This window comes from Psychrobacter sp. (assembly GCF_049295055.1).
Taxonomy (GTDB): domain Bacteria; phylum Pseudomonadota; class Gammaproteobacteria; order Pseudomonadales; family Moraxellaceae; genus Psychrobacter.
Genome location: NZ_JBAQQF010000069.1, coordinates 18,526 through 40,421, shown reverse-complemented (window position 1 = coordinate 40,421; position 21,896 = coordinate 18,526). Strand labels below are relative to the sequence as shown.

The 21,896-nt window shown below is 42.0% G+C and carries 21 protein-coding genes; 11 read left to right on the top strand and 10 right to left on the bottom strand.

The window, feature by feature from the left end:
• The first annotated feature begins 569 nt into the window (after window positions 1-569).
• Window positions 570-968 carry a DUF4377 domain-containing protein gene (locus tag WAZ74_RS10515; RefSeq protein ID WP_422308250.1) on the top strand — a complete coding sequence of 133 codons (399 nt, stop codon included), beginning with the start codon at window positions 570-572 and terminating at the stop codon, window positions 966-968.
• 132 nt (window positions 969-1,100) lie between these two features.
• Here the strand turns inward: WAZ74_RS10515 and WAZ74_RS10510 are convergent, their stop codons facing one another.
• Window positions 1,101-2,534, bottom strand: a complete 1,434-nt coding sequence (locus tag WAZ74_RS10510) for an L-serine ammonia-lyase (protein ID WP_422308249.1) — start codon at window positions 2,532-2,534, stop codon at window positions 1,101-1,103.
• Between the two features lie 584 nt (window positions 2,535-3,118).
• On the opposite strand from WAZ74_RS10510, the gene WAZ74_RS10505 reads away from it, so the two are divergent.
• Window positions 3,119-4,540 (top strand): solute carrier family 23 protein, encoded by a 1,422-nt coding sequence (locus WAZ74_RS10505; RefSeq protein ID WP_422308248.1) that lies wholly within the window; start codon window positions 3,119-3,121, stop codon window positions 4,538-4,540.
• A 119-nt stretch (window positions 4,541-4,659) separates the two neighbouring features.
• Here the strand turns inward: WAZ74_RS10505 and WAZ74_RS10500 are convergent, their stop codons facing one another.
• Window positions 4,660-5,592, bottom strand: a complete 933-nt coding sequence (locus tag WAZ74_RS10500; RefSeq protein ID WP_422308247.1) for a DMT family transporter — start codon at window positions 5,590-5,592, stop codon at window positions 4,660-4,662.
• Between the two features lie 380 nt (window positions 5,593-5,972).
• Here WAZ74_RS10500 and WAZ74_RS10495 point away from each other — a divergent pair, with 380 nt between their 5' ends.
• Window positions 5,973-7,028, top strand: a complete 1,056-nt coding sequence (locus WAZ74_RS10495) for a WG repeat-containing protein (RefSeq protein WP_422308246.1) — start codon at window positions 5,973-5,975, stop codon at window positions 7,026-7,028.
• Between the two features lie 153 nt (window positions 7,029-7,181).
• Here the strand turns inward: WAZ74_RS10495 and WAZ74_RS10490 are convergent, their stop codons facing one another.
• Window positions 7,182-8,222: an alpha/beta fold hydrolase gene (locus WAZ74_RS10490; RefSeq protein ID WP_422308245.1), complete on the bottom strand. Its 1,041-nt coding sequence runs from the start codon at window positions 8,220-8,222 to the stop codon at window positions 7,182-7,184.
• Window positions 8,223-8,250: 28 nt separating this feature from the next.
• Window positions 8,251-8,415 carry a rubredoxin RubA gene (gene rubA / locus WAZ74_RS10485; RefSeq protein ID WP_201609864.1) on the bottom strand — a complete coding sequence of 55 codons (165 nt, stop codon included), beginning with the start codon at window positions 8,413-8,415 and terminating at the stop codon, window positions 8,251-8,253.
• A gap of 340 nt (window positions 8,416-8,755) precedes the next feature.
• Here rubA and WAZ74_RS10480 point away from each other — a divergent pair, with 340 nt between their 5' ends.
• Window positions 8,756-9,325: an adenine phosphoribosyltransferase gene (locus tag WAZ74_RS10480; RefSeq protein WP_422308244.1), complete on the top strand. Its 570-nt coding sequence runs from the start codon at window positions 8,756-8,758 to the stop codon at window positions 9,323-9,325.
• A 244-nt stretch (window positions 9,326-9,569) separates the two neighbouring features.
• On the opposite strand, the gene WAZ74_RS10475 is transcribed toward WAZ74_RS10480, so the two are convergent.
• Together WAZ74_RS10475 and WAZ74_RS10470 are read right to left on the bottom strand one after the other, a co-directional pair.
• On the bottom strand, window positions 9,570-10,058 hold the full coding sequence (locus WAZ74_RS10475; RefSeq protein WP_422308243.1) for a hypothetical protein: 489 nt from the start codon (window positions 10,056-10,058) through the stop codon (window positions 9,570-9,572).
• A gap of 212 nt (window positions 10,059-10,270) precedes the next feature.
• Complete coding sequence (locus tag WAZ74_RS10470) at window positions 10,271-11,212, bottom strand: transaldolase (RefSeq protein WP_422308242.1); 942 nt, start codon at window positions 11,210-11,212, stop codon at window positions 10,271-10,273.
• Between the two features lie 402 nt (window positions 11,213-11,614).
• Between WAZ74_RS10470 and pheA the strand changes: the two genes are divergently transcribed.
• The 7 genes from pheA to WAZ74_RS10435 all read left to right on the top strand — a co-directional run bounded on the left by pheA (window position 11,615) and on the right by WAZ74_RS10435 (window position 18,812).
• Window positions 11,615-12,796 carry a prephenate dehydratase gene (gene pheA, locus WAZ74_RS10465; RefSeq protein ID WP_422308241.1) on the top strand — a complete coding sequence of 394 codons (1,182 nt, stop codon included), beginning with the start codon at window positions 11,615-11,617 and terminating at the stop codon, window positions 12,794-12,796.
• Window positions 12,797-12,910: 114 nt separating this feature from the next.
• Window positions 12,911-14,053 carry a histidinol-phosphate transaminase gene (gene hisC / locus WAZ74_RS10460; protein ID WP_422308240.1) on the top strand — a complete coding sequence of 381 codons (1,143 nt, stop codon included), beginning with the start codon at window positions 12,911-12,913 and terminating at the stop codon, window positions 14,051-14,053.
• 76 nt (window positions 14,054-14,129) lie between these two features.
• Window positions 14,130-16,454, top strand: coding sequence for a bifunctional prephenate dehydrogenase/3-phosphoshikimate 1-carboxyvinyltransferase (locus WAZ74_RS10455; protein ID WP_422308254.1), 2,325 nt, complete (start codon window positions 14,130-14,132; stop codon window positions 16,452-16,454).
• Between the two features lie 218 nt (window positions 16,455-16,672).
• Window positions 16,673-17,623, top strand: a complete 951-nt coding sequence (rarD, locus tag WAZ74_RS10450; protein WP_422308239.1) for an EamA family transporter RarD — start codon at window positions 16,673-16,675, stop codon at window positions 17,621-17,623.
• 70 nt (window positions 17,624-17,693) lie between these two features.
• Window positions 17,694-18,104 carry a dihydroneopterin aldolase gene (gene folB / locus WAZ74_RS10445; protein WP_422308253.1) on the top strand — a complete coding sequence of 137 codons (411 nt, stop codon included), beginning with the start codon at window positions 17,694-17,696 and terminating at the stop codon, window positions 18,102-18,104.
• 13 nt (window positions 18,105-18,117) lie between these two features.
• Entirely contained in the window at window positions 18,118-18,627 is a 510-nt protein-coding gene (locus WAZ74_RS10440) for a 2-amino-4-hydroxy-6-hydroxymethyldihydropteridine diphosphokinase (protein WP_422308238.1), read from the top strand.
• A complete protein-coding gene (locus WAZ74_RS10435; RefSeq protein WP_422308237.1) occupies window positions 18,621-18,812 on the top strand; it encodes a DUF488 family protein in 192 nt (63 codons plus the stop codon). Before WAZ74_RS10440 ends, WAZ74_RS10435 begins: the two co-directional genes overlap by 7 nt.
• A 133-nt stretch (window positions 18,813-18,945) precedes the next feature.
• Here the strand turns inward: WAZ74_RS10435 and cysE are convergent, their stop codons facing one another.
• The 4 genes from cysE to WAZ74_RS10415 all read right to left on the bottom strand — a co-directional run bounded on the left by cysE (window position 18,946) and on the right by WAZ74_RS10415 (window position 21,890).
• Entirely contained in the window at window positions 18,946-19,845 is a 900-nt protein-coding gene (gene cysE, locus WAZ74_RS10430) for a serine O-acetyltransferase (RefSeq protein ID WP_422308252.1), read from the bottom strand.
• Between the two features lie 187 nt (window positions 19,846-20,032).
• Window positions 20,033-20,476: a YtoQ family protein gene (locus WAZ74_RS10425; RefSeq protein ID WP_422308236.1), complete on the bottom strand. Its 444-nt coding sequence runs from the start codon at window positions 20,474-20,476 to the stop codon at window positions 20,033-20,035.
• 137 nt (window positions 20,477-20,613) lie between these two features.
• A complete protein-coding gene (locus WAZ74_RS10420; protein ID WP_422308235.1) occupies window positions 20,614-21,510 on the bottom strand; it encodes an RNA methyltransferase in 897 nt (298 codons plus the stop codon).
• Entirely contained in the window at window positions 21,510-21,890 is a 381-nt protein-coding gene (locus tag WAZ74_RS10415) for an Hpt domain-containing protein (RefSeq protein ID WP_422308234.1), read from the bottom strand. Before WAZ74_RS10415 ends, WAZ74_RS10420 begins: the two co-directional genes overlap by 1 nt.
• Between the last annotated feature and the right edge of the window lie 6 nt (window positions 21,891-21,896).

The window sequence follows — 21,896 nt, the reverse complement described above, 5'->3', positions numbered from 1 at the left end:
CTGATTTAAACCCTATTGAAAAAAAATGGGCACAGGCTAAGTTTCTACGACAAGGGTGGATGGAGAATAATTTACCTAAACTGTTTCATGATATGGGTTGTACCAATTTTATTTTGGATTGACTATACTGGTATCAATTTTTCTTGCTTACTGTGCCTACGCAGACAGAGGCTGCGAATAATTAATCCCAGTAGCACTGTATTCTTTTAAAAGTGGATCAATTATATCCAGAAACATACTATCGAAAATTATGCTATAAAAATTATTAATAAAAACTATTGATTAACATCAGTTGCAAAAGCTGACGTTACGTTACAAAGTAGTTATAGAGGGTAAGTTACTTTGCACCCTATACTGTCCACAGTAAACAATAGACGGTACTGCAGAGATACTCTTGAGTTCAGATCTTAAGTTCAGTTGTCATTAGGATTTAAGTCTTATTTATGATCGACAGCGGTATCGTTATAAATGCCTACTGTATTTTGAGCCTCGATAATCGAATAAAACCGGTTCAAAAGGTTAGCAATCAACACTACTATAATTAATATTAATACACTGAGGATTAGATAATGAAAAAATTAGCACTTGCAGCATTGATGGCGACTTTTGTTTTATCAGGTTGTTCTACTATGGACGTGGATAATGAACGTACTATGGTAGTGGAAGGTGAAGCTATGAATGTTAAAGTTGTCAACATTCCAAGTTTTAAAATAGAAATAGCACCACTCAAAGCAGTCTGTGAGCTTCAAGCGTCTAATGGCACGATGGTCGAATCAGAATGCCTACAGTATCGTCAAACTTATCAGAAAAACTACACACCTTTGAACGGTAATATCCAAGGCTTCACGTATGAGCCAAATTACCGCTATATTCTAGATGTTCGTCAAGAAGTGGTCATGAATGAACTCACTAACGTCGCTAAGCCAGTTTGGATTTTAAATGAAGTTGTGTCAAAAACAGCTGAATAAATTGTTAATTGATTACTGATTAATGACATTTAGCGCAAACAAAAAAGACCTCTAATTCGTTAGAGGTCTTTTTTATGGATAGCTATATTATTAAAGGCTATATCAATAAAGGCTATATCAACCAACACTATATTAGCACTGACTATATTTTACACTGACACCATGAGTCGCGGTTGGTATACGGTTATCCGCATAAACTGCCAATCCACCACGTGAGGTTTCTTTATATTTATCCAGCATATCAGCACCCGTCACTTTCATGGTTTCAATAACTTTATCCAAAGAGACAAAGTGTTGTCCGTTACCACGGCAAGCAAGTCGTGCTGCATTGACGGCTTTCACAGCGCCCATCGCATTGCGTTCGATACAGGGTACTTGTACCAAGCCGCCAACAGGATCGCAGGTAAGGCCTAAGTTGTGCTCAATACCAATCTCGGCAGCATTGAGGCATTTAGCAGGATCGCCACCTAATATTTCCGCCAATGCAGAAGCTGCCATCGCGCAAGCAGAACCAACTTCACCTTGGCAGCCAACTTCAGCACCAGAGATAGAGGCATTTTGTTTGATGAGACTACCGATAGCAGTGGCATTTAACAAAAATTTGCGCGCACCATCGATGCTGTAGCTTGATAAAAAATCACGATAATAATGCATGACTGCAGGAATAATGCCTGCCGCGCCATTAGTAGGCGCGGTTACCACATTACCGCCATTGGCATTTTCTTCATTGACTGCCAAGGCGTATAGATCAATCCAATCCATCGCGGCAAGTTTATCATTCTTGGTACTAGGTTGGTTTTTCTCAGCGCACAGTTGCAAATGTAAGGCTTGGGCACGACGCTTAACATCTAAACCACCGGGTAATATGCCACTGTTTTGGCAGCCTCTGGTCACACAATCTTGCATTGACTCCCAAATAGAGTCTAAATAGGCAAATACTTCTGCTTGTTTGCGATAATGGCATTCATTAGCCAGTACCAATTCGCTGACGCTTAAATGGTGTTGACGGCATTGCTCTAGCAGCTCTGCGGCACTATTAAAGGGATAAGGAATAATATCAATCGTTGGCGCGGCATGATCTTCATCCGGATTTGTCGCATCTTCTTCATTGATAACAAAACCACCGCCAACGGAATAGTAGGTTTGCTGATAATGACTGTCGTCAGTCAATAATACGCGGATGGTTAAAGCGTTTGGGTGATAGGGTAGGACGGTCTCATCATACCAGTGAATATCACGCTCAATATCAAAAGCAATAACATGCTCACCTGCTATATGGAGCTGTTTTTCTGAAAAAATCGGTGACAGATATTGACTGGTCAAACGTGTATCGATAGTACTGGGAGCATGCCCAAGTAAGCCTAGTAGTATGGCCGTATCGGTTGCATGACCTTTGCCTGTTGCAGCTAGGGAGCCGTATAGCTCAACTTCTAAAGCTTTTATATTTTTTATGTCAGTTTGTTTAAGTAGTGACTCTACAAACAAGTTAGCCGCTATCATTGGACCAACAGTATGAGAGCTTGAAGGGCCAATGCCGATTTTAAATAAATCAAATACACTAATCATAATTAATTACCAAAAAAGTGAGATAGAGTCAACATAACCGCATAGCAGAACTATAGCGCCCACATAAAAACATGATAGGCAGCAGAAAATCACAGGTACCGTTAATCGGTAAATTTAGAGCGTTGTCTATGGGAATGTGGCAGTTCGAGTGACGGGTAAATAATAGCTGTTGTTTATTATTAAATTCCGTTATGATGCTTGGCATCAACGCTTATGTAACATCCTGTAAGTTAGCCGTCGCTGTAGCATACAGTAAGGTGCGAGCAGCTGCAGCAGTGTATTTAGTAGAACATATCTACCTGCGTACATCTAGCAAAATATAGCTTTTTTATAAAACAACCTACTTTATCTGCTTTTTTCCAAACAAGTGATTGGACGAAGCACAATATCTCGAATAATTGAGTATAAGTATTATGAATTTTACTATTTATAGATAAACAGTGCTGTTTGTTATAAATGCTTCTATTTGTGATAGGTCTTGTTTGAATTATCCTTTTTTAAAATAGTCCTATTTATTATCTTTTATTTATCCTAGCTAGTATCAGGCTGTTACTATTAGCTTAGGCCTCATAGGACAATCGCGCATGGCAAACCCTCCAGAGAACTCTTTCCAATCAGAGAAAAACAGTCAAGCAGAACCTCTAGTGCCAACAGCGCTAGACGCTGCGTCTATCGATTCAGCTACGATGAGCTTACCTTATGATCCAGACTTTGAAAATGGGCGCTGGTTCCCTACATGGCGACCATTTAAAGGCGACTTAGATCGCATGCCAGTCGGTATAAATGAGTATTTGCCGCCATCGAAAAGTATGCTGCTGGGTGTACAACATACCTTTGCCATGTTTGGCTCGACCGTACTTGCGCCTTTACTCATGGGTTTTGATCCTAACTTAGCTATTTTGATGTCCGGTATCTGTACGGTGATGTTTTTTATCATCACTGGTGGGCGTATGCCAAGTTATTTGGGTTCAAGCTTTGCCTTTATCGGCCCAGTTATCGCTGTGACGGCTTATGCTGGCGTAGGGTTTAATGCGAATCTGAATGTTGCTTTGGGCGGTATCATGGCATGCGGTATTATTTATGCTTTGATAGGATTATTGGTGATGAAAACCGGTACAGGATGGATTGAGCGTCTGATGCCGCCTATTGTTACCGGTGCTATTGTGATGATTATCGGTCTTAACTTAGCGCCAGTGACTATCCAAGGGGTATCTGCCAATCAGTTTGATGCGTGGATGGCAGCCTTAACGGTACTGTTAATCAGCGGCGTAGCTGTATTTACGCGCGGTATGCTACGTCGTTTGTTGTTGCTAGTTGGCTTGATACTGTCTTATGTCGCCTATTATGTGATGACTAATATCATAGGTTTTGGTATTCCCATTGATTTTAGTGGCGTGTCTACCGCTTCATGGTTTGGTCTACCGAGCACTCATGCGCCAAAATTTGAGCTAAGTGCGATTATTTTGATTGCGCCGGTAGCATTTATTTTGGTCGCCGAAAACTTAGGGCATTTTAAAGCGGTCGAAGGTATGACGAAAGCTCGCGTGACGCCTTATATGGGGCGTGCATTCTTTGCTGATGGCTTGGCAACGACTTTTTCAGCGGGCTTTGGTGGCACCGGTGTCACTACTTATGCTGAAAATATTGGCGTCATGGCAGTGACTAAAGTTTATAGCACGACTATATTCGTCATCGCTGGCTTGGTCGCCATCATACTTGGATTGTCACCGAAGTTTGGTGCGATCATTCAAACCATTCCACCAGCTTTATTAGGTGGCGCGTCTATCGTCGTCTTTGGTTTGATTGCCATTGCTGGTGCGAAAATCTGGATAGACAGTCATATCGACTTTAGCAAAAACAGCAATCTGATCATTGCTGCTGTGACAATTATTATGGGTACTGGTAACTTTAGCCTGCACTTAGGTGGCTTTGATTTGGGCGGTATTGGTACCGCTACCTTGACAGCAATTGTCCTTAACGCTCTGTTTAACCGTCAAAAAGATTAAATTTTTAATCATCATAAGATTAAAGAATTTAATATATCAATCAATAAAAGCCACAATAATTATTGTGGCTTTTATCTGTTATGATATTTACTTATAGCTGCTGTTAGTCTATGCGAGCTTTATTTATAATCGCGCTTATAAAATCTTGCAAAAAACCGATAACGTCGTAGGGCGCGCGGCTTAGGTTTGAGTGAACCTAAGTAGATGGCAAACATAGTCAGTAGCGCGCCGCTCCATTGCAGGGTATTAATGGGTTTATCCAGCCAGCTATAGTCAATCACCAATGCGGCAATAGGTTCAGTCAATAACAGCAGTCCAGTTAATGCGAGCGACAGTTTTGGAATAGAGTAGGCGATTAGACCCCAAGCTAAGCACTGCATCACCGTCCCGTAAATCAATATCCAGCCAATCTCAGACCAAGTATTGGGTAGAATATTACCCATATCAAAGACGAACATCGGTACAATCATTGCCAGTACGCCGCCGATACTGATTAGCTGCATCAATACAAATATTGGTGTTGGTTCAGTATCGTGTGTTTTGCGTATAAAAGTCATCGACGCGGCAAGCATCGCCCCTGATATAATACCAGTGACAAAACCCCAAGTAGCCGCCTTGTTTTGCGCAAACTCGGGACTGCCAATCATCGCCACGCCTAACATTGCTAAAACTAAACTGACCAATTGTAGGATAGATTGACGCTCGTTAAAATATAAAAATCCGATGGCCGCTAAAAAGAAAATCTGCAAACTGTTGAGTAAGGTTGAAATACCGGGGCCAACCGCATAGATACTCTCGTGCCACAGTGCTAAATCCAATCCTAAAAATACGCCGGATAATAAACCGTAAACAATAGCCCGCCTTGACTGCGGCAAGCGTTGCCCCATTATTTTAGCCAGTATCGTAAAGATAATACCTGAAATAGCCAAACGCCAAAAAGCCATTGCCCAACCGCCAATAGCGACATGAGCCACAATTAGGCTACCCAAGCCAAAGATAACACAACCAATGACCAAGCCAGTTGCTGCGGAGCGTGAGGAGGCAATAGCCATGGATTATCCTTATATCATTACTATTTTATTTTTTAAATCGTCGTATGCTAAATAGTTCGCTAAAACAAGCCACATTGTCGATGTTCTGAGCTTAAATTGGAATGGCTTAGTCTTATTTATTTTACGGTCACAGAGTATGTGGCTATAGCTTATCCAATTTAAAAGCGGTAGCTGATAGTCATACGATATAAAAGATGACCTTTTGCTATTTTAAACAGACTATATATAAGCAAGTCACACTCTTACAGGAATGGCATTGGCGCAAACGCTGCTATTTGTTACTCTGTTTGCCAGTTATATGGTTAAATATCATCATCTTAAAAAATATACGCTGTTAAAATACTTAAATAGCTGTTACTACTTTTAGCCTAGGTTTGTTTATGCTTCAACGTTCCTTATCAAAACGAAATGTGTCATTAATATCAGCATCTGGAATATCAGCATCTTGGTTAAAGCCACAGTTGATGCGCTGCTGTTTTATTGCCAGCACTTTAGTAACGGCACTATTTATTGTACCAAGCGCACAAGCAGCCAGCTGTAAAATTCCAAAAAGTTATTATAAAAACGTCTCTTGTACGGCGAGTAGCAGTTATTTTCTGGCAGTAAAAGACTTTGGTGCACCAGTAGCGCTCATCAATAATCAAGGTAAGAGTCTCGTCGATTTATCGCGCTATCAAAAAGTCGATGCTGATAGAATATCGAGCGGCTTATTGCCTGTCATGCGTAATGGTCATGTCGGCTATCTCAATATGCAGGGTCGTGAAGTGATTCCTGTGATGTACGATGCGCTAAGTGATGGTCAAGGCTGGGCGCGCCCTGTATCTGAAGGTCGCATTGTGGTCAAACAGGGTGGTCATTATGGCGTTATCGACACTGCTAATAAGACTATTGTGCCGTTTTCAGCATCCATTAGTGACATTGATAATTATCGTGGCGGTATGGCTCGTGTGCGTAAAAATAAAGCGATCAGCTGGTTAGATAAAAACGGCAACACCAAGAGCGACGCAAACAGCAGCGTTAATAATCAGTCGCATGTCAAAAAATCAGCTGTTAATAATGTTGATAAAATCAATTCATTAGAGCAGAAATCGGCGCCAGCAAGTCTTTTTACCACTCTACAGCCGCGTCAGCAAGACGGTAAATGGGGCTTTATTGACGATAATAACGTCACTATGATTACCTATTCATTCGATGAGGCACGTGAGTTTTCAGAAGGATTGGCTGGCGTACTTATCAATGGGGAATGGGGTTTTATTAATCTGGGCGGCGAGCTTGTAATTCCTTTTAGCTTTGATAGTAATGGTGCAAACACTGACGATAACTATCAAGACAAACCCTCATTTGTATTTGTAAATGGCAAAGCTTGGATTGGCAGTTTAAAAAATGGCGATAAAATGTGTATTGATAAAGAAAGTGCTGCTGTTGGTTGTGACTAGATTTTATCAGCAGGCTTTAGCTTCCGTATAAAAATAATCATAAAAACGATCATAAAAATGAGCAACAAAAAAGAGTGGCTAGCCTATAAATTAACGATAGGTTTGCCACTCTTTTTTTATTATTAGTTAGCTAATAAGTTTGGAATATAAAACCTATTTGTCTAATAAGTGATTGCTAATCAGATCGACCATGTAAGGCTGATAATATTCAGGAATATCGTGAGCCATGCCTTCTATTAAATGAAATTTAGCATTAGGAATAGTCTTGGCAACGACTCTTCCTTGTGAGGAAGGCAGCAACCCATCTGCACTGCCATGCAGCACAATCGTTGGTGCTTTGACTTGCTTACTAAATCGGCTGATAGAGCCTGACGCCAAAATAGCATTCAGCTGTTGTACAGTACCGAGCGGATGGAAGTTACGTTGATAGCGTAGTTTGGCAATATCACGCACCATTTTTACATTCACGTGTCCTGGCGTGCCAACGGTTTTCATAAACCAGACGCTATGACGTACAATATCGCGCTCAGAATGGCTCTCAGGACGATTGATAAGCGTATACAACTGTTTGGGCTTGGGCGGTTTCAAAAAAGCACGGTTGGTGGTGGTAAACATCAATGCCATCCGCTGCACCAAACTTGGATAGCGCGCCGCTACGATTTGCGCAATCATACCGCCCATAGAAGCGCCAAGTAAGTGAGTTTTGCCAAGTTGTAATGCTTTAATTAAACGCGATGTATCTTCTGCCATATCGGTTAAGTTATAAGCAACCTGTGTACTCTTATTGGATAATCCAGTTTGCATACGCATCATCATTTTGATCTGGCTGATACGAGGCAGCCCATCAATTTGTACTTTAGAGGACAAACCAATATCACGATTGTCAAAACGAATCACAAAAAAACCGGCATCAATAAGGCGCTTAATAAAATGGTTTGGCCAGAATATCATTTGCGAGCCAAGGCCCATAATCATGAGTAATGGCGGATTATTAGGATTGCCACCAGCCTCAACGCAGAGCTCGATGCCATCACCAATATCTATCATTGCTTGATAAAGATGCTCGCTGAGGTCTGAGGCGCTCCACTGGTGCTCGCCAAATTGTTGCCATTCAGGAGTAGGGTAGCTGCCTAGACTTCCAACTGACGTTTCAGGTAAGTCAGCACTACTGTTGATGTCGTTTGATTCTGTCATGAATTGTCCTATTTAAAAGGTCATTGGCTTAAAATTCAAGCATCTCAAAATCAAGTTTGCCAACGCCGCATTCTGGGCACGTCCAGTCATCAGGGATATCTTCCCATTTGGTGCCCGGTGCGATACCTTCTTCAGGACAGCCGAGCGCTTCGTCATATATCCAGCCGCAGACAATACATTCATAACGTTTCATAAATAGTCCTATCGATTATTACCAGTGTTACCGTACGTTTTTAAGCTGATATTAATGGTATATCAAGAATGACTACCGTCAATATTTAGACCGTAAAAACGCAGCTAGTTTAGCATATAATCGTTATTTTCATAGTTAAGTTTACACTTGTATATTGAGATTAACCAGCTTTTATCAAGTCATTACACCAAACTTTATTTATCTAAGCAGTGGTATTTTTGCCCATCGCAGCGGACTGTTAAAATCGATTATGATATAATTGTCGCCGCTAATTTTATAGATTTATACATCGTTGATTACGGTTATATCATTATCTACGTCATACAAGCTAAGGGTCATTATGAGCGCTAACACCGCCGCTACATCAGTCAATACCGCAACCGAATCATCTAATACACTCAATATGGATCATCCATTTTGGCAAATCATTCGTACAGTAGCAGACTTCCCAAAAGCTGGCATTGATTTTTATGATATTACACCGTTACTGCGCAGTCATATTAATGAAGTGATTGATGCGTTGCTTGCTGTACTACCTAAAGGGCTAATGGACGAGGTAGATTGTTTGGGTGCTGTTGAAGCGCGTGGGTTTGTCTTTGCAAGTTTGTTGGCGGGTCGACTGGGGAAAGGGATGATTTTGCTACGTAAACCCGGTAAGCTGCCACCACCAGTCGCTAATAAAGCCTATGCTCTCGAATATGGTAAAGACACTCTTGAGATGCAAAACAATCTGCCACCTGAGCGCGTTTTATTGGTTGATGATATCTTGGCGACGGGCGGTACACTGACCACCGCTTATGAGCTGTGTCAATCAGCTGGGCATACGGTAGTGGGTGCGTTGATGTTATTGGATTTGGTCGCTTTACATGGCGAGTTTCCAGTACCCGTTTATACGGTATTAAAGGCGTAAATGACGGGCATTTTTACTTATAGTCAGTGAAAAGTAATAAAGTAATATCGATACATTATATACTGCTGCTATTAATTTTTCTTGCTGTGCCTACACAGGAAGAGGCTGCAAAAAAACCATACCAGCAGTACCGTAGCGTTTTAGGGTATTTTGACTATAAGTCATGCGTGATAAAAGCCAGTTTTCTATGGCTTTAAAATGATATAACTAACGCGCTTTTTTATGCCAGTCAATTTTAAACCGTTTACTTAGCTTGTTCGTAAGTTTTACAAGACTGTTCAACTAGTAGACGATTAATTGTTTTTGGCGTCGTGACTTTGAAATCTTTGGTAGTCAGTATCGGCTTTTCTGACTGCCAAGATTTTATGACCTTACCATCAGCAGCGTAGTTGACGTAGGCGCGCCTATAGTAGCTGGCGTCCTTACAAGAGATGAGTAATTGCTGATCGCTATGATGAATAGCCGCTTCTTTGCTTTCTTTCGTCACGCCCTTAGTTGCATTAGCCACAGTTGCATTAGCCACATTTTTTTGTGCAGGATACGTTCTGCGAATAGACACGATGATATTATCGACATGTTTTTCATCGATGATATTGATATCGGAGCTTTCAATAGAATCCAAATCTAAGCTAAAAATAGATCCAGTCTGACTTTCTGATACTTTTGACCAGTTCACTGCATGGGCACTAAGCGCAAGCGTACTACCTGCTAATATCACTGCTAGCCGTTTCATAATTCAGCCTTATTTCTTATCCTATTTGGGCGCTTATAATAGCCAACTTAACATTAGCAGGCAAATTTCTTTTATGACCTGCTGTTTACAGTATTATAAAATTAATGATATTAATGATCGTTTATATTGATTAACACTCAAGCTAGCTATGCGCTCAGATCAACATTTAGTCTATTAAATCTGGTTTCTATTAGGTCCAGTCTCTATTAGGCTTAGTCACGCATAGTTGCTAACATTGCCGCCAGCTCATCACGGGCACTGATAAAGCCATCAATACCTTTTGGTAATAAATCTTGGGTCACTGTATCTTGCTGATAGGCTGTACTGAACTCTTCTTGAGTCAAGCTCACACGAGTCATGCTGTCCATGTCCATTGACAGGCTTGGTGATAGCTGACGAATCACCTCTACATCCATCGCCGCCAGCTCATCAATAAGGTTGGGCGCTATGGTCAATAAATCGCAGCCTGCTAATGCCAGTATCTGTTCAACAGAACGAAAGCTTGCACCCATCACCTGCGTCTTATAGCCATGCTGCTTAAAATACTGATAAATGAGCTTCACTGATTGCACGCCCATATCATCAGACACTGGCACGTTTTGGCGATTCTGTTGGCGTTTTTGCCAATCTAATATGCGTCCAACAAAAGGTGAGATCAGGGTCACGCCAGCATCAGCACAGGCGATGGCTTGATGCTGACCGAATAACAAGGTCAAATTACAGTGGATATTCTGAGTTTCCAGATAGCGTGCGGCCTCAATGCCTTGCCACGTTGCTGCCATCTTAATCAATACGCGCTCTGAGTCGATACCTGCTTTTTGATAAGCGTCCATAAATGCTAAGGCTTTATCAATCGTCGCTTGCGTGTCATAAGACAAACGCGCATCGACTTCCGTTGAGACGCGGCCTTCAATTAGAGCTAGAATATCGCAGCCAATCTGAATGGTCAGCTCATCAATCACCGCATCGATGTCATCTCGATGGCGACTCATGGCTTCTGACAGCAATGCTTCATTATCAGGATTAATGAGGGCTTTGGTTATTAGGCTAGGATTGGTGGTAGCATCGATAGGTTTTAGGCGAGCAATGGCGGTAAGGTCGCCCGTGTCAGCGACAATGGTAGTCATGGTACGAAGCTGTTGTAATGCGCTCATCAGGTATCCTTGATATAGTCAATTAACGTTATTATTTTCTTATTAATGGTCGTACTGGTGCATAAAATTAAGGATGCTATTAAACTGTAACATAGATTTGAGCCTATGTTAGCCGATAGTTTTAGGGTGCTAAGCCATCATAATGTTGAATTGTGCTCAGTTTTATAGCGATTTATAGATTTACGCGCATTTACAAATGGGCACTGTGCATAGTTTTTGCTATAGTAGAGCGGGCAAGTTATATGGCTGCTTCATTTACTTATTAAAGTAGTGTCAGATCGTTTCAATCAATTATACTATTGATTACCATAGCACTCTTACTAGCAGCGTCGAAATATAACGTAGTGATTTAATATAGCAATTATAAAATTCAGTAATAATATAAAAAAAGGATGGGCGGTAATGAGTGAGCAGTCAGCAGAGCAAAACGTGGACAATCTAAATCAAAGCAGCGTAGGCACTAGCGATACCGCAAACGAAAAAGAGTTTTTGGATAATATCCGCCAAAATATTGACGCAGTAGACTGTGAAATTCAGACGCTTATTAATAACCGTGCCAAGCTGGCTCAGCAAGTAGCAGTGGTAAAGAAAAGCCATATTGCCAATAATCCAACTGCTGATAATAGCAATCCTATTTTTTATCGTCCTGAGCGTGAAGCGCAAGTTTTAAAGGCAGTAATGGCGCGTAATACTGGACCAATCGCCGATGAAAAAATGGCGCGCCTATTCCGTGAGATTATGTCGGTCTGTTTAGATTTAGAAGCACCGCAACGTATTGCTTTCTTGGGCCCAGTCGGCACCTTTACTCATGCGGCTGCACTTAAGCATTTTGGTAAAGCTGCCGATACCGTACCATTGACGACCATCACAGACGTATTCCGTGAAGTCGAAGCGGGTACAGCGATGTATGGTGTGGTGCCCGTTGAAAACTCATCAGAAGGCGTTGTCAATCATACGTTAGATGGCTTTTTATCTTCGACCTTAAAAATAATTGGTGAAGTTGAGCTACCTATTCATCAAAATTTCTTAGTTGCTGAACATACCAAAATTGACGGTCTCAGCCGTATTTATTCGCATCAGCAATCGTTGGCGCAGTGTCGTCATTGGCTTGATGTGAATTATCCTAATGTTGAGCGTGTGGCGGTATCAAGCAACGGTGAAGCGGCGCGTCGCTTGAAAAACGAGTGGCATTCGGCGGCGATTGCAGGTGATGTAGCGGCTGCAGAATATGATCTGCATAAGCTTTATTCAAATATCGAAGACAATCCAAGCAATACCACGCGTTTCTTAATTATTGGTCACGAAGCGGTTGCGCCATCAGGTCAAGATAAAACCTCGATTATGGTTTCAGCTCATGACAAAGCTGGCGCACTGATCGAGATATTAAAACCATTATCATATCACGGCGTATCAATGACCAGTATTGAAACGCGACCAGAGCGTCCTAATAAGTGGGCGTATGTATTCTTTATTGATATGGACGGGCATATTGAAGATCCCAATGTGAGCGCCGCTATCGCTGATATCCGTCCATTGGTCAAGGATTTGCGGATATTAGGTTCTTATCCAAAAGCAGTATTATAGGTACAAGATACAGATACAGATACAGATATAGATATAGATATCGTAAATAGTAATGCTGACTAAGTTCATCATCTGAGCCAATAATAGATGCGTCAACTCATCTAAGGATAAAATATGCCGTCTATACCATCGACAGAGTTAGATTTATCGCCGCTCGTGCCTGCCTATGACAGTATTTTAGAGTTGGCGCCTTATCAGACGGGAAAGCCGGTTGAGGAGTTAACGCGTGAGTATGGTGTCTCAGATGTGGTCATGCTTGCCAGTAATGAAAATCCGATAGGCTGCTCACCAAAAGTAACGCTGGCGATTACTGAACAGTTGGGTCAGCTGGCACGCTATCCTGATGGTAATGGTTGTTATCTTAAACAAGCATTGGCGGACTTTAATGAGGTCAACGTCGATCAGATTACCTTGGGTAATGGCTCTAATGATTTGCTTGATATTTTAGCGCGTAGCTTTGCTAGTGCTGATGATGCGATTGTTTATAGCCAGTATGGGTTTATTATTTATCCGATGCTCGCTAAAATGCAAGGCGCAATGGCTATTGAGGTACCTGCCAATCGCTTTGGTCATGATCTAAGTGCTATGAGTGACGCAGTTCAAAACAATCCTGATACTAAGGTAGTGTTTATCGCCAACCCTAATAATCCAACGGGCACACAGCTTGAGCAGGAAGAGCTGCGTGAGTTTGTCGCCAGTATTCCAAGTTCAGTTTTAGTCGTGTTAGATGAGGCTTATATCGAATACAGCCCTGAGAGTAATAATCGGGCACTATTAGATGAGTTTGACAATGTGGTCATTGTACGTACTTTCTCAAAAGCTTATGGGCTGGCAGGTCTGCGTATTGGTTATGCGCTAAGCTCAGTGCCAGTAGCCGATTTACTCAATCGCATCCGTCAGCCATTTAACGTTAGTAGAATAGCTTTAGCTGCGGCAACAGCCGCACTTGCTGACCAAGATTTTATTGAAAAAGTTAGGCTCATTAACCAAGGACAAATGCGCTGGTTAGAGAAGCAATTTGATGCGTTAGGCTTGGGCTTTGTTAAATCACATGCCAACTTTATGATGGTCGAAATCGAAGTTGAGATGGAAGACGTAACCGCTGCTTCTATTTATCAAGCATTACTTGAGCAAGGCGTGATAGTGCGTCCGCTGGATAATTACGGTTTACCTAACTGGTTAAGAATGACTGTTGGGGTCGCAGAAGACAATACACGTCTCATTGATACGCTGCGCTCTATATTAACGGATGATTAAGACCATACTTTTTACGTGAAATGATAATTAAAATAATATGCAAAAAATAAGTCGAACGGCAAGTCGCCAAGCAGCCATGCCAAACACATCTACTCTACAACCACTATTCAATCAAGTTTGTATCATTGGTCTGGGGTTGATTGGTGCTAGCTTAGCGCAAGCGATTAAAGACAATGGTTTGAGTGAACGTTTGGTTGCGGTAGACAGACATCTGCCCAGTATAGAAGAAGCGATTGCGCAAGGCTTACTTGATGCGGGCAGCGCTGTGCTTAAGGATGTTATATCCGGTAGTGATTTAATCGTCATCGCCGTACCAGTACAAGCGGTGCAAGCCGTATTTGCCGATATCAAAACGGTGATGGATAATGGACAGCTTGCTACTGATTGCATCATTACTGATGTTTGCAGTACCAAGGTTAATATCATTGAAGCCGCCAAAAACGTATTCAGCTCGTTGCCGGTCGGGCTAGTGCCGGCACATCCGATTGCTGGTGCTGAAAATTCAGGCTATCATGCTCGCCGTGCTGAATTATTTGTTAATCATAGCGTCATTATTTGTGAGTTGCCTACTACCAATTATATGGCAATTATCAAGTTGCGTCAGCTATGGGAAGCCGTGGGCGCGAGTGTCATGACAATGGAAGCTAGTCATCATGATTCAATACTGGCGCATACTAGCCATTTGCCACATCTATTAGCGTTCAATTTGGTTGAGCAATTGGCCAGCCACGATGATAATTTAGATATGTTTCGTTATGCTGCTGGCGGGTTTCGGGATTTTACCCGTATTGCCGCCAGCGATCCGAAAATGTGGCACGATATATTTTTTGCCAATCAGAGCGCGATTGTGAGCGCCCTTGATGAGTATAGCGTTTACTTACAAGACATCCGCCAACTTATTATTGATAAAGATTCAACCGCCCTGATGGGAATTTTGGGCCGCGCGCAAGCCGCACGGCGACATTTTGGCCATATGTTAGCCAGCACTCCTTATACGGATACCTCTGCTATGTCAGCTTCTTATAATATTTCACCTAGCAACACCGTTGTCGGCACTATCTCTATTCCTGGTGATAAATCAATCTCTCACCGTAGTATCATGCTTGGTAGTCTTGCTGAAGGCGTGACGCAGGTTACTGGATTTTTGGAAGGAGAAGATGCGTTAGCAACCTTGCAAGCTTTTCGTGATATGGGCGTGACTATTGAAGGCCCTGATAACGGTAAGCTAACCATTCACGGTGTTGGTATGAATGGTCTAAAGCCCAGTAAAACGCCTCTATATATGGGCAACTCTGGTACTAGTATGCGTCTGTTGGCGGGTATCTTAGCCGCGCAAGCATTTGATAGTGTATTAATAGGTGATGCCAGTCTCAATAAACGTCCAATGGAACGCGTTGCTGCGCCACTTCGCGCCATGGGTGCCGTCATTCAAAGCACCGGTCATAACGGTACATCACCGCTTAGCATTACGGGTCGTGATAATGTCGGCAAGCCATTACATGGTATTGATTATAATATGCCTGTCGCTTCAGCACAGATTAAATCTTGCTTATTGCTAGCTGGACTATGGGCAGAGGGAACCACAACGGTCACTCAGCCAGAAGTGAGTCGCGACCATACTGAGCGTATGTTATCTGCCTTTGGCTATCCTGTTACAGTTGAGGGTAATCGCATCAGCGTTGAAGGCGGCGGTAAGCTAACAGGTGGTAATATTGCGGTACCAGCTGATATCTCATCGGCGGCATTTTTTATGGTGGCCGCTGCCATTAGTCAGGATAGTGAGCTGACCTTAACGCAAGTCGGCGTTAATCCTACGCGTACTGGCATTATTGATATTTTAAAACTGATGAATGCTGATATCAGCTTGAGTAATGAGACGCATGTTGGTGGTGAGCCAGTCGCTGATGTTACTATCCGTTCTTCTAACTTAGTTGGTATTGAGATCCCAGAAGCATTAGTGCCTTTAGCGATTGATGAGTTTCCAGTACTGTTTATCGCAGCTAGCTGTGCACAAGGTCGCACGGTTCTAACCGGCGCTAAAGAGCTACGCGTTAAAGAGTCAGATCGCATTGCGGTAATGGCAGAAGGATTACAAGAACTTGGTATCGATTGTACTGTCACTGATGATGGTTTGATTATTGAAGGCAAGGGCAGTAGAGGCGATAACAGTGAAGTGAACAACAGCCAACCTGTATTTGGTGGCGGACATATCGTCTCACATCATGATCACCGTATTGCGATGAGTTTTGCTGTTGCCAGTCTGCGTGCATCTAAGCAAATTAGCATTGAAGGCGTTGAAACGGTTAATACCAGTTTCCCAGGGTTTGCTGAGCTTGCTAATCAAATCGGTATGGCTATCCAAGTTGATAAAGGTGCTGATAATAGTATCGATAACGCTTAACTTTTATTAAAGAGGGGTTATAATAAGCCCTTACTTTAAATTTGTTTTTGAAATTGTTTTTAGCAATGTATGAGTGTCGCTGTTGGCATTGATACATTGCTTTTCTATTTTAATTTCACTTAATCTTTTCACCTAGTGAACCTAACATCTTTACCATTTTTTATTGTTGAGTAAAAAATGGCAAGGGTGTACTTTGCTCCAAAAAGTTGTTTTATCTTATGACCACTCAGAACGTCGTCAAAAAACAAGTAACCCCTATCAAAACAACCAGACGTGGCATTGTTACCGCGCTGATCGCTTTTTCTATTTGGGGTATATTCCCATTATACTTTAAGCAGCTGTCTGCCTATGACGCGACTGAGATTATTGGTCACCGTATTATCTGGACATTTTTATGCCTGCTTGTTGTACTTATTGTTAGTAAGCGCTGGCAATGGATTAATACACTTAGACAAAATCCAAAATGGATAGCAATCACCTTTGTATCGGGTATCATTATTGCAATTAACTGGCTGACCTACGTTTGGGCGGTTAATGATGATCGTATCCTTGAAGCCAGTTTAGGATATTTTATCGGGCCACTGGTCGGTGTGGCATTATCGATGATTTTGTTTAAAGAGCGCTTACGTACCCTACAATGGGTAGCAATTGGTTTTGCACTATTATCTGTTGTTATCCAAGTGGTCATGATTGGTAGCTTGCCGTGGATATCTTTAATACTGGCGTTTAGCTTTAGTACTTACGGCACTATTCAACGGCAAACACCTTTGACCGCTGTCGATGCAATGTTTGTCGAAACGGCGATGCTCGTACCTATTTGTTTTTGGTGGTTTTGGCAGGCGGATGTCGTGAGTAGTCAGCTTAGTTTTTGGTTCACCCCTAATATCTGGCTACTGATGCTCGCAGGTCCGATCACTTTGATACCGTTATTGCTATTTAATAAATCTACCAAAATGGTCGCTTATAGTATTCTGAGCTTTATGAACTACTTAACGCCGACCTTTATTTTCTTCTTAGCCATATTTTATTATAAAGAGCCGTTTGATTTACACCGTTTAGCAGTATTTGGTTTAATTTGGTTTGGCCTGCTATTATTCAGTATTGACTTGTGGCGTCATCGTCCAAGTAAGCAGCTAAAAGCAGCACACTTGCGTGATGAAGCTTTGTAGAGTCGTTAAGTGTAATAGAGTCATTGAGTGTAAAGTCTAATTATAAAATGTAGTCAACAAGGATAAAATGATGTTGCATACTGAGTCTGATGTGGTATTTGTAAAAGGTTTAAAAGTAGAGGCAGTGATTGGCGTTTACGAGTGGGAGCGCGCGATTACCCAGCCAATATTGATTGATATTGCGCTTGAAACAGATATTAGTAAGGCTGCTGCGTCTGATGACGTGAATGACGCGCTTAATTATAAAGCCGTCTGCGATGATGTTAGTGCCTGGTGTCAAGAAATCAAAGCAGAGTTGCTTGAGCATTTAGCGGGGCAAATTGCAGATAGATTGCTAACAAACTATGCTTGTCATAAATTGACGTTGAGCGTTGCTAAACCGACCGCTATTAAACAGGCTGATGCGGTTGGTGTCCAAATTACTCGCTATGCTAAAACAGCTGACAATGAAGTTGTTGATAGTCAGTCTACTGATGCATAAAGGTTCACTAAATATGAATCTGGAGACGTTAAAAAAAATTGCTCCTGAACAATTGCAACAGCAACCGGTGACGGCAGTACTATTGGCTTTGGGTAGTAATTACCAAGCTGAATATTATTTATCTCACGTGCGTAAAAACTTACAAGGGCTTGGTAATACACAGCTATCTACGGCTTTTAAAAATCCAGATTTTACAGCCACTTTAGAGCACCCAAAGCCTGATTATATCAATCAATGTGTTTATCTATCCTTGACCACGCCAATAATACTACGACAGCTACAACAAACATTTAAAGGGTTTGAGAGTGATTGTGATAGACAGCGGCTAGCAGAATTGCAGACGGCTATTAAACAAGTGACAATGGATATCGATATTTTGCTGATAAAGTTATCTAATAATAAGAATAGCCTAAGCAATAAATATATATCAGAATGGATAGTGATGGTAGATCGTTATCCGTTTAAGGCGCATGAGAAAGCAGGGATAGAGGAATTGATAGAAGGAAGTGGAACTAATTGTTAGAAAATAAGCTAGGCAAATGCTTAGCTTATATATCGCCACTTTTAAAGCTCCGAAGAGCGTACATAGATAAAGTAAAAACTCAGCTTGAGAAACATAATGTCACCTTTATTTATGGCGCAAAAGATGAAAAACATAATCAAGTAGTGGTATTAAAAGCATGGGTTGAAGAAAAATTAAATGAATAAAGATGTTTTTCTATTAAAAAGACGCTTCTATTATCATTAAAAAAATCCCTAAGCCATTACATCAATTGGCTTCGGGATTTTTAGTTTTATTAAGGGTAAGGTTGCATGTAAGTGCAACTCATTAACTATACGCCTATTTCTGCTCAGCACCTGCTTGATCCATATCCTTTTGGCCAATCACATCCAAATCCTCTAAGCAAAGTTTGTCATATTCTTTTTTACAAAAATCAGGATCGATTTTGCACATTGCTGCCTGTAGTTGATCCAAACGGTTTTCTGATTGCTGAATATGCTCGAGCATTTTAGCAAAGGCTTCAGCGACCGGATCTTGTGAGTAGGGGTCGATACCATAGGCCTGAAAAGCAGTGTCACGGGCTGAGCTTGATGTGCTTGTCTTTGACTCGTTTTTAGATATGTTGCTTTGCTCTTGATTATCATTTGAAGCAGCTGCGTTTATGGTGCTTTCTTGTTGTTTGGCATCATTTGCTTTAGTGACGATTGGGTTGCCTTTTTCATCATGATGATCGGATATCATGCGAGCAGCACTGCCGACCATGGTTGCGCCTGCTGGTACAGGTTTAACAACTACCGCATTTGAACCGATTTTAGCGCCTTTACCGACAGTGAATGGCCCCAATACTTTTGCACCCGCACCGACGATGACGCCATCTTCCAAAGTAGGGTGGCGTTTGCCATTATTCCAAGAGACGCCGCCAAGCGTGACACCATGATAAAGGGTCACATCATTGCCAATCTCTGCCGTTTCACCAATAACAATCCCCATACCATGGTCAATAAAAAAGCGTCTGCCGATCTTCGCAGCTGGATGAATCTCAATGCCAGTGATGATACGCGAACCATAAGAGATAACACGGGCAGCAAGTTTTTGTTCGTTTTGCCAAAGACAATGGGCGCCGCGATGCAAAATAAGGGCGTGGATACCAGGGTAGGTCAAGATAACTTCTAGACTATTACGCGCAGCAGGATCGCGAGTAAACACCGCATCGATATCTTCTTTTAGGTCTTTTTTAATACTGGCAAGCGATTTTAAAAACTTGGTTGGCAATGACATAAATCATCCTATCGTATTTTTGATTACAATCTCTTTAGTTATAGCAGTTTTGCAGTACAAAATATAGCCATGCGCTATAAATAAAAAATCGCCTGTAGATAAAACGCCAATAATTAGCGCTTCATCTACAGGCGATTACCATTATCCTTTAGCTATCACTGACAACATATTTGAGCAGTTCAACAACCTGCTCTGGCGTTTGCGCCCACGCCATCGCAGCGGCATCAACTTCTTTTAGCGGATGGATGATATCTTCAGCATGCAACGTGATATAAGGCTTACCCAAGGCGGCGCAGTAACCGGCGTCGAATGCGGCGTTCCACTGCTTGTATTTATCACCAAAACGAATGATAGCAATGTCGCACTTTTGGATCATGTTTTTGGTGCGAATGGCATTTACCTTTGACGATTTATAGTCACGCCAAAATCCATTGTCATCTTTACCGAGGACATCACCGGCGGCGTCGCTAGCTTCGTGCTCAGTCACTGCTGATGTGAATTTGATCGCAAGGCCATGTTCTTTAGCGCCTTGCATGATTTTTTGGCGCCAGTCGCTGTGTATTTCTCCAGATAAATAGACGTTCCAATTCATTGTAAATTCCTTTTTAGTATTAAGTTATATGCGTAGCGTGCAGCAGTATATCAGACACAGCCAATGACACAAAAAAGCTTGGCTTCTTAGTATAAAGTGTATTTTGTAGCGTTCGAGCTGCGCCTTGTAGGTGAGTGTTAGTCTTTTAGAAGTTTGGCAATTAACGCGCTTAGTAGCTGATACTCTTTTTGATCAAGCTGGAGTCGTGAGCCAAGTCGAGACAAACGCGATGGCAATGATTTTAGGTTCTCATTGTCTGCAAGTTTTTGTTGCACCATCAAGGCGGTGGTGCGCTCGGTTAGCTGTTGCAGTTGTTGCTGAGTAATCGCAGGCTCATCCCATTGCTGACGTAGATAGGTATTAAGCATAGGCTGCTCGGTCGTCTCTACGTTGTCATTTACCTTTGCTATATCGTTACTAACTTTGCTATCAGATTGGGTATGTGTTTGGGTATAAGCATAAATAAAGCTCGCAATTACTTGCACGGCTGAGGCGACATTGAGCACCGGATAAGCAGGATTAGCATCTATTTGAATATGATAGTCAGCATAAGCCAATTCTTCATTGGTCAAGCCGCGATCTTCACGCCCAAATAAAATAGCAATATTGGGCGCTGTATTTATACCGTCTTGCCCATTAATCGCGCTTTGTTTATCAATAAAGTCCAGCATGATTTTGGCAGCTTGTGTCGGTGTGACCACGGGACGTGGCAGATGACGACTGCGACTACTAGCAGCAAAGACCAATTGACAGTTTTTGATAGCAGATTCAAGGGTTGGCGCTATGATTGCTGATGATAATAACTCGCTACCACCAGCAGCATGGGAAACGCTGGTCTCATCAATCGGTAGTTTTGGGTCAACGACCGTCAGTTTAGAGAGCCCCATAGTATGCATCGCTCTCGCTGCTGAACCGATATTAGCGGGCAGGGTAGTATTAACCATCACTATTTGTATGCAAGAAAGATAATCTCTAACGGTTGTAGAGGATATATTCACTATTGTCGTTAAAGATGAGGGTGTATCGTTACTCATTATTGCCCCAAGCGCTGGTTGATGTTTTGCTCAGCACTGTCTAATGAAATTGCGATAACTTCAATAAGTTGAGCGCTCTCACTAATACGCTGCTCACGGCATAACTCTTGTAATTGACTGCTAAGATTCATCAGTTGCGTCGTACCCAAATTGGCACTGGCACCTTTTAAAGCATGGGCAAGCTCATAACCATTCGCGTTGTCTTCTTCTTGCTGAGCTTGTCTGAGCTTGGTAATACGTTGCTGAGCGTCAGTAAAGTAGACTTGTACTAAGTCAGCAAAGTCTTCTTCTAGCAAGTTACGCATGTCTTCAAACTGCTCGGTATTGACAATCTCGTCATTATTGTTGGCAGTCATATTGTTATTTGTAGTCTCGGCCATGATTAT

Coding starts and splice junctions, on each gene's coding strand:
- WAZ74_RS10515 (WP_422308250.1), top strand. CDS start 570: ATGAAAAAATTAGCACTTGCAGCATTGATGGCGACTTTTGTTTTATCA.
- WAZ74_RS10425 (WP_422308236.1), bottom strand. CDS start 20,476: ATGAATTGGAACGTCTATTTATCTGGAGAAATACACAGCGACTGGCGC.
- WAZ74_RS10440 (WP_422308238.1), top strand. CDS start 18,118: ATGAATCTGGAGACGTTAAAAAAAATTGCTCCTGAACAATTGCAACAG.
- WAZ74_RS10420 (WP_422308235.1), bottom strand. CDS start 21,510: ATGAGTAACGATACACCCTCATCTTTAACGACAATAGTGAATATATCC.
- WAZ74_RS10490 (WP_422308245.1), bottom strand. CDS start 8,222: ATGACAGAATCAAACGACATCAACAGTAGTGCTGACTTACCTGAAACG.
- hisC (WP_422308240.1), top strand. CDS start 12,911: ATGCCGTCTATACCATCGACAGAGTTAGATTTATCGCCGCTCGTGCCT.
- WAZ74_RS10500 (WP_422308247.1), bottom strand. CDS start 5,592: ATGGCTATTGCCTCCTCACGCTCCGCAGCAACTGGCTTGGTCATTGGT.
- WAZ74_RS10475 (WP_422308243.1), bottom strand. CDS start 10,058: ATGAAACGGCTAGCAGTGATATTAGCAGGTAGTACGCTTGCGCTTAGT.
- WAZ74_RS10470 (WP_422308242.1), bottom strand. CDS start 11,212: ATGAGCGCATTACAACAGCTTCGTACCATGACTACCATTGTCGCTGAC.
- WAZ74_RS10480 (WP_422308244.1), top strand. CDS start 8,756: ATGAGCGCTAACACCGCCGCTACATCAGTCAATACCGCAACCGAATCA.
- WAZ74_RS10455 (WP_422308254.1), top strand. CDS start 14,130: ATGCCAAACACATCTACTCTACAACCACTATTCAATCAAGTTTGTATC.
- rubA (WP_201609864.1), bottom strand. CDS start 8,415: ATGAAACGTTATGAATGTATTGTCTGCGGCTGGATATATGACGAAGCG.
- rarD (WP_422308239.1), top strand. CDS start 16,673: ATGACCACTCAGAACGTCGTCAAAAAACAAGTAACCCCTATCAAAACA.
- WAZ74_RS10510 (WP_422308249.1), bottom strand. CDS start 2,534: ATGATTAGTGTATTTGATTTATTTAAAATCGGCATTGGCCCTTCAAGC.
- pheA (WP_422308241.1), top strand. CDS start 11,615: ATGAGTGAGCAGTCAGCAGAGCAAAACGTGGACAATCTAAATCAAAGC.
- folB (WP_422308253.1), top strand. CDS start 17,694: ATGTTGCATACTGAGTCTGATGTGGTATTTGTAAAAGGTTTAAAAGTA.
- WAZ74_RS10495 (WP_422308246.1), top strand. CDS start 5,973: ATGCTTCAACGTTCCTTATCAAAACGAAATGTGTCATTAATATCAGCA.
- WAZ74_RS10415 (WP_422308234.1), bottom strand. CDS start 21,890: ATGGCCGAGACTACAAATAACAATATGACTGCCAACAATAATGACGAG.
- WAZ74_RS10505 (WP_422308248.1), top strand. CDS start 3,119: ATGGCAAACCCTCCAGAGAACTCTTTCCAATCAGAGAAAAACAGTCAA.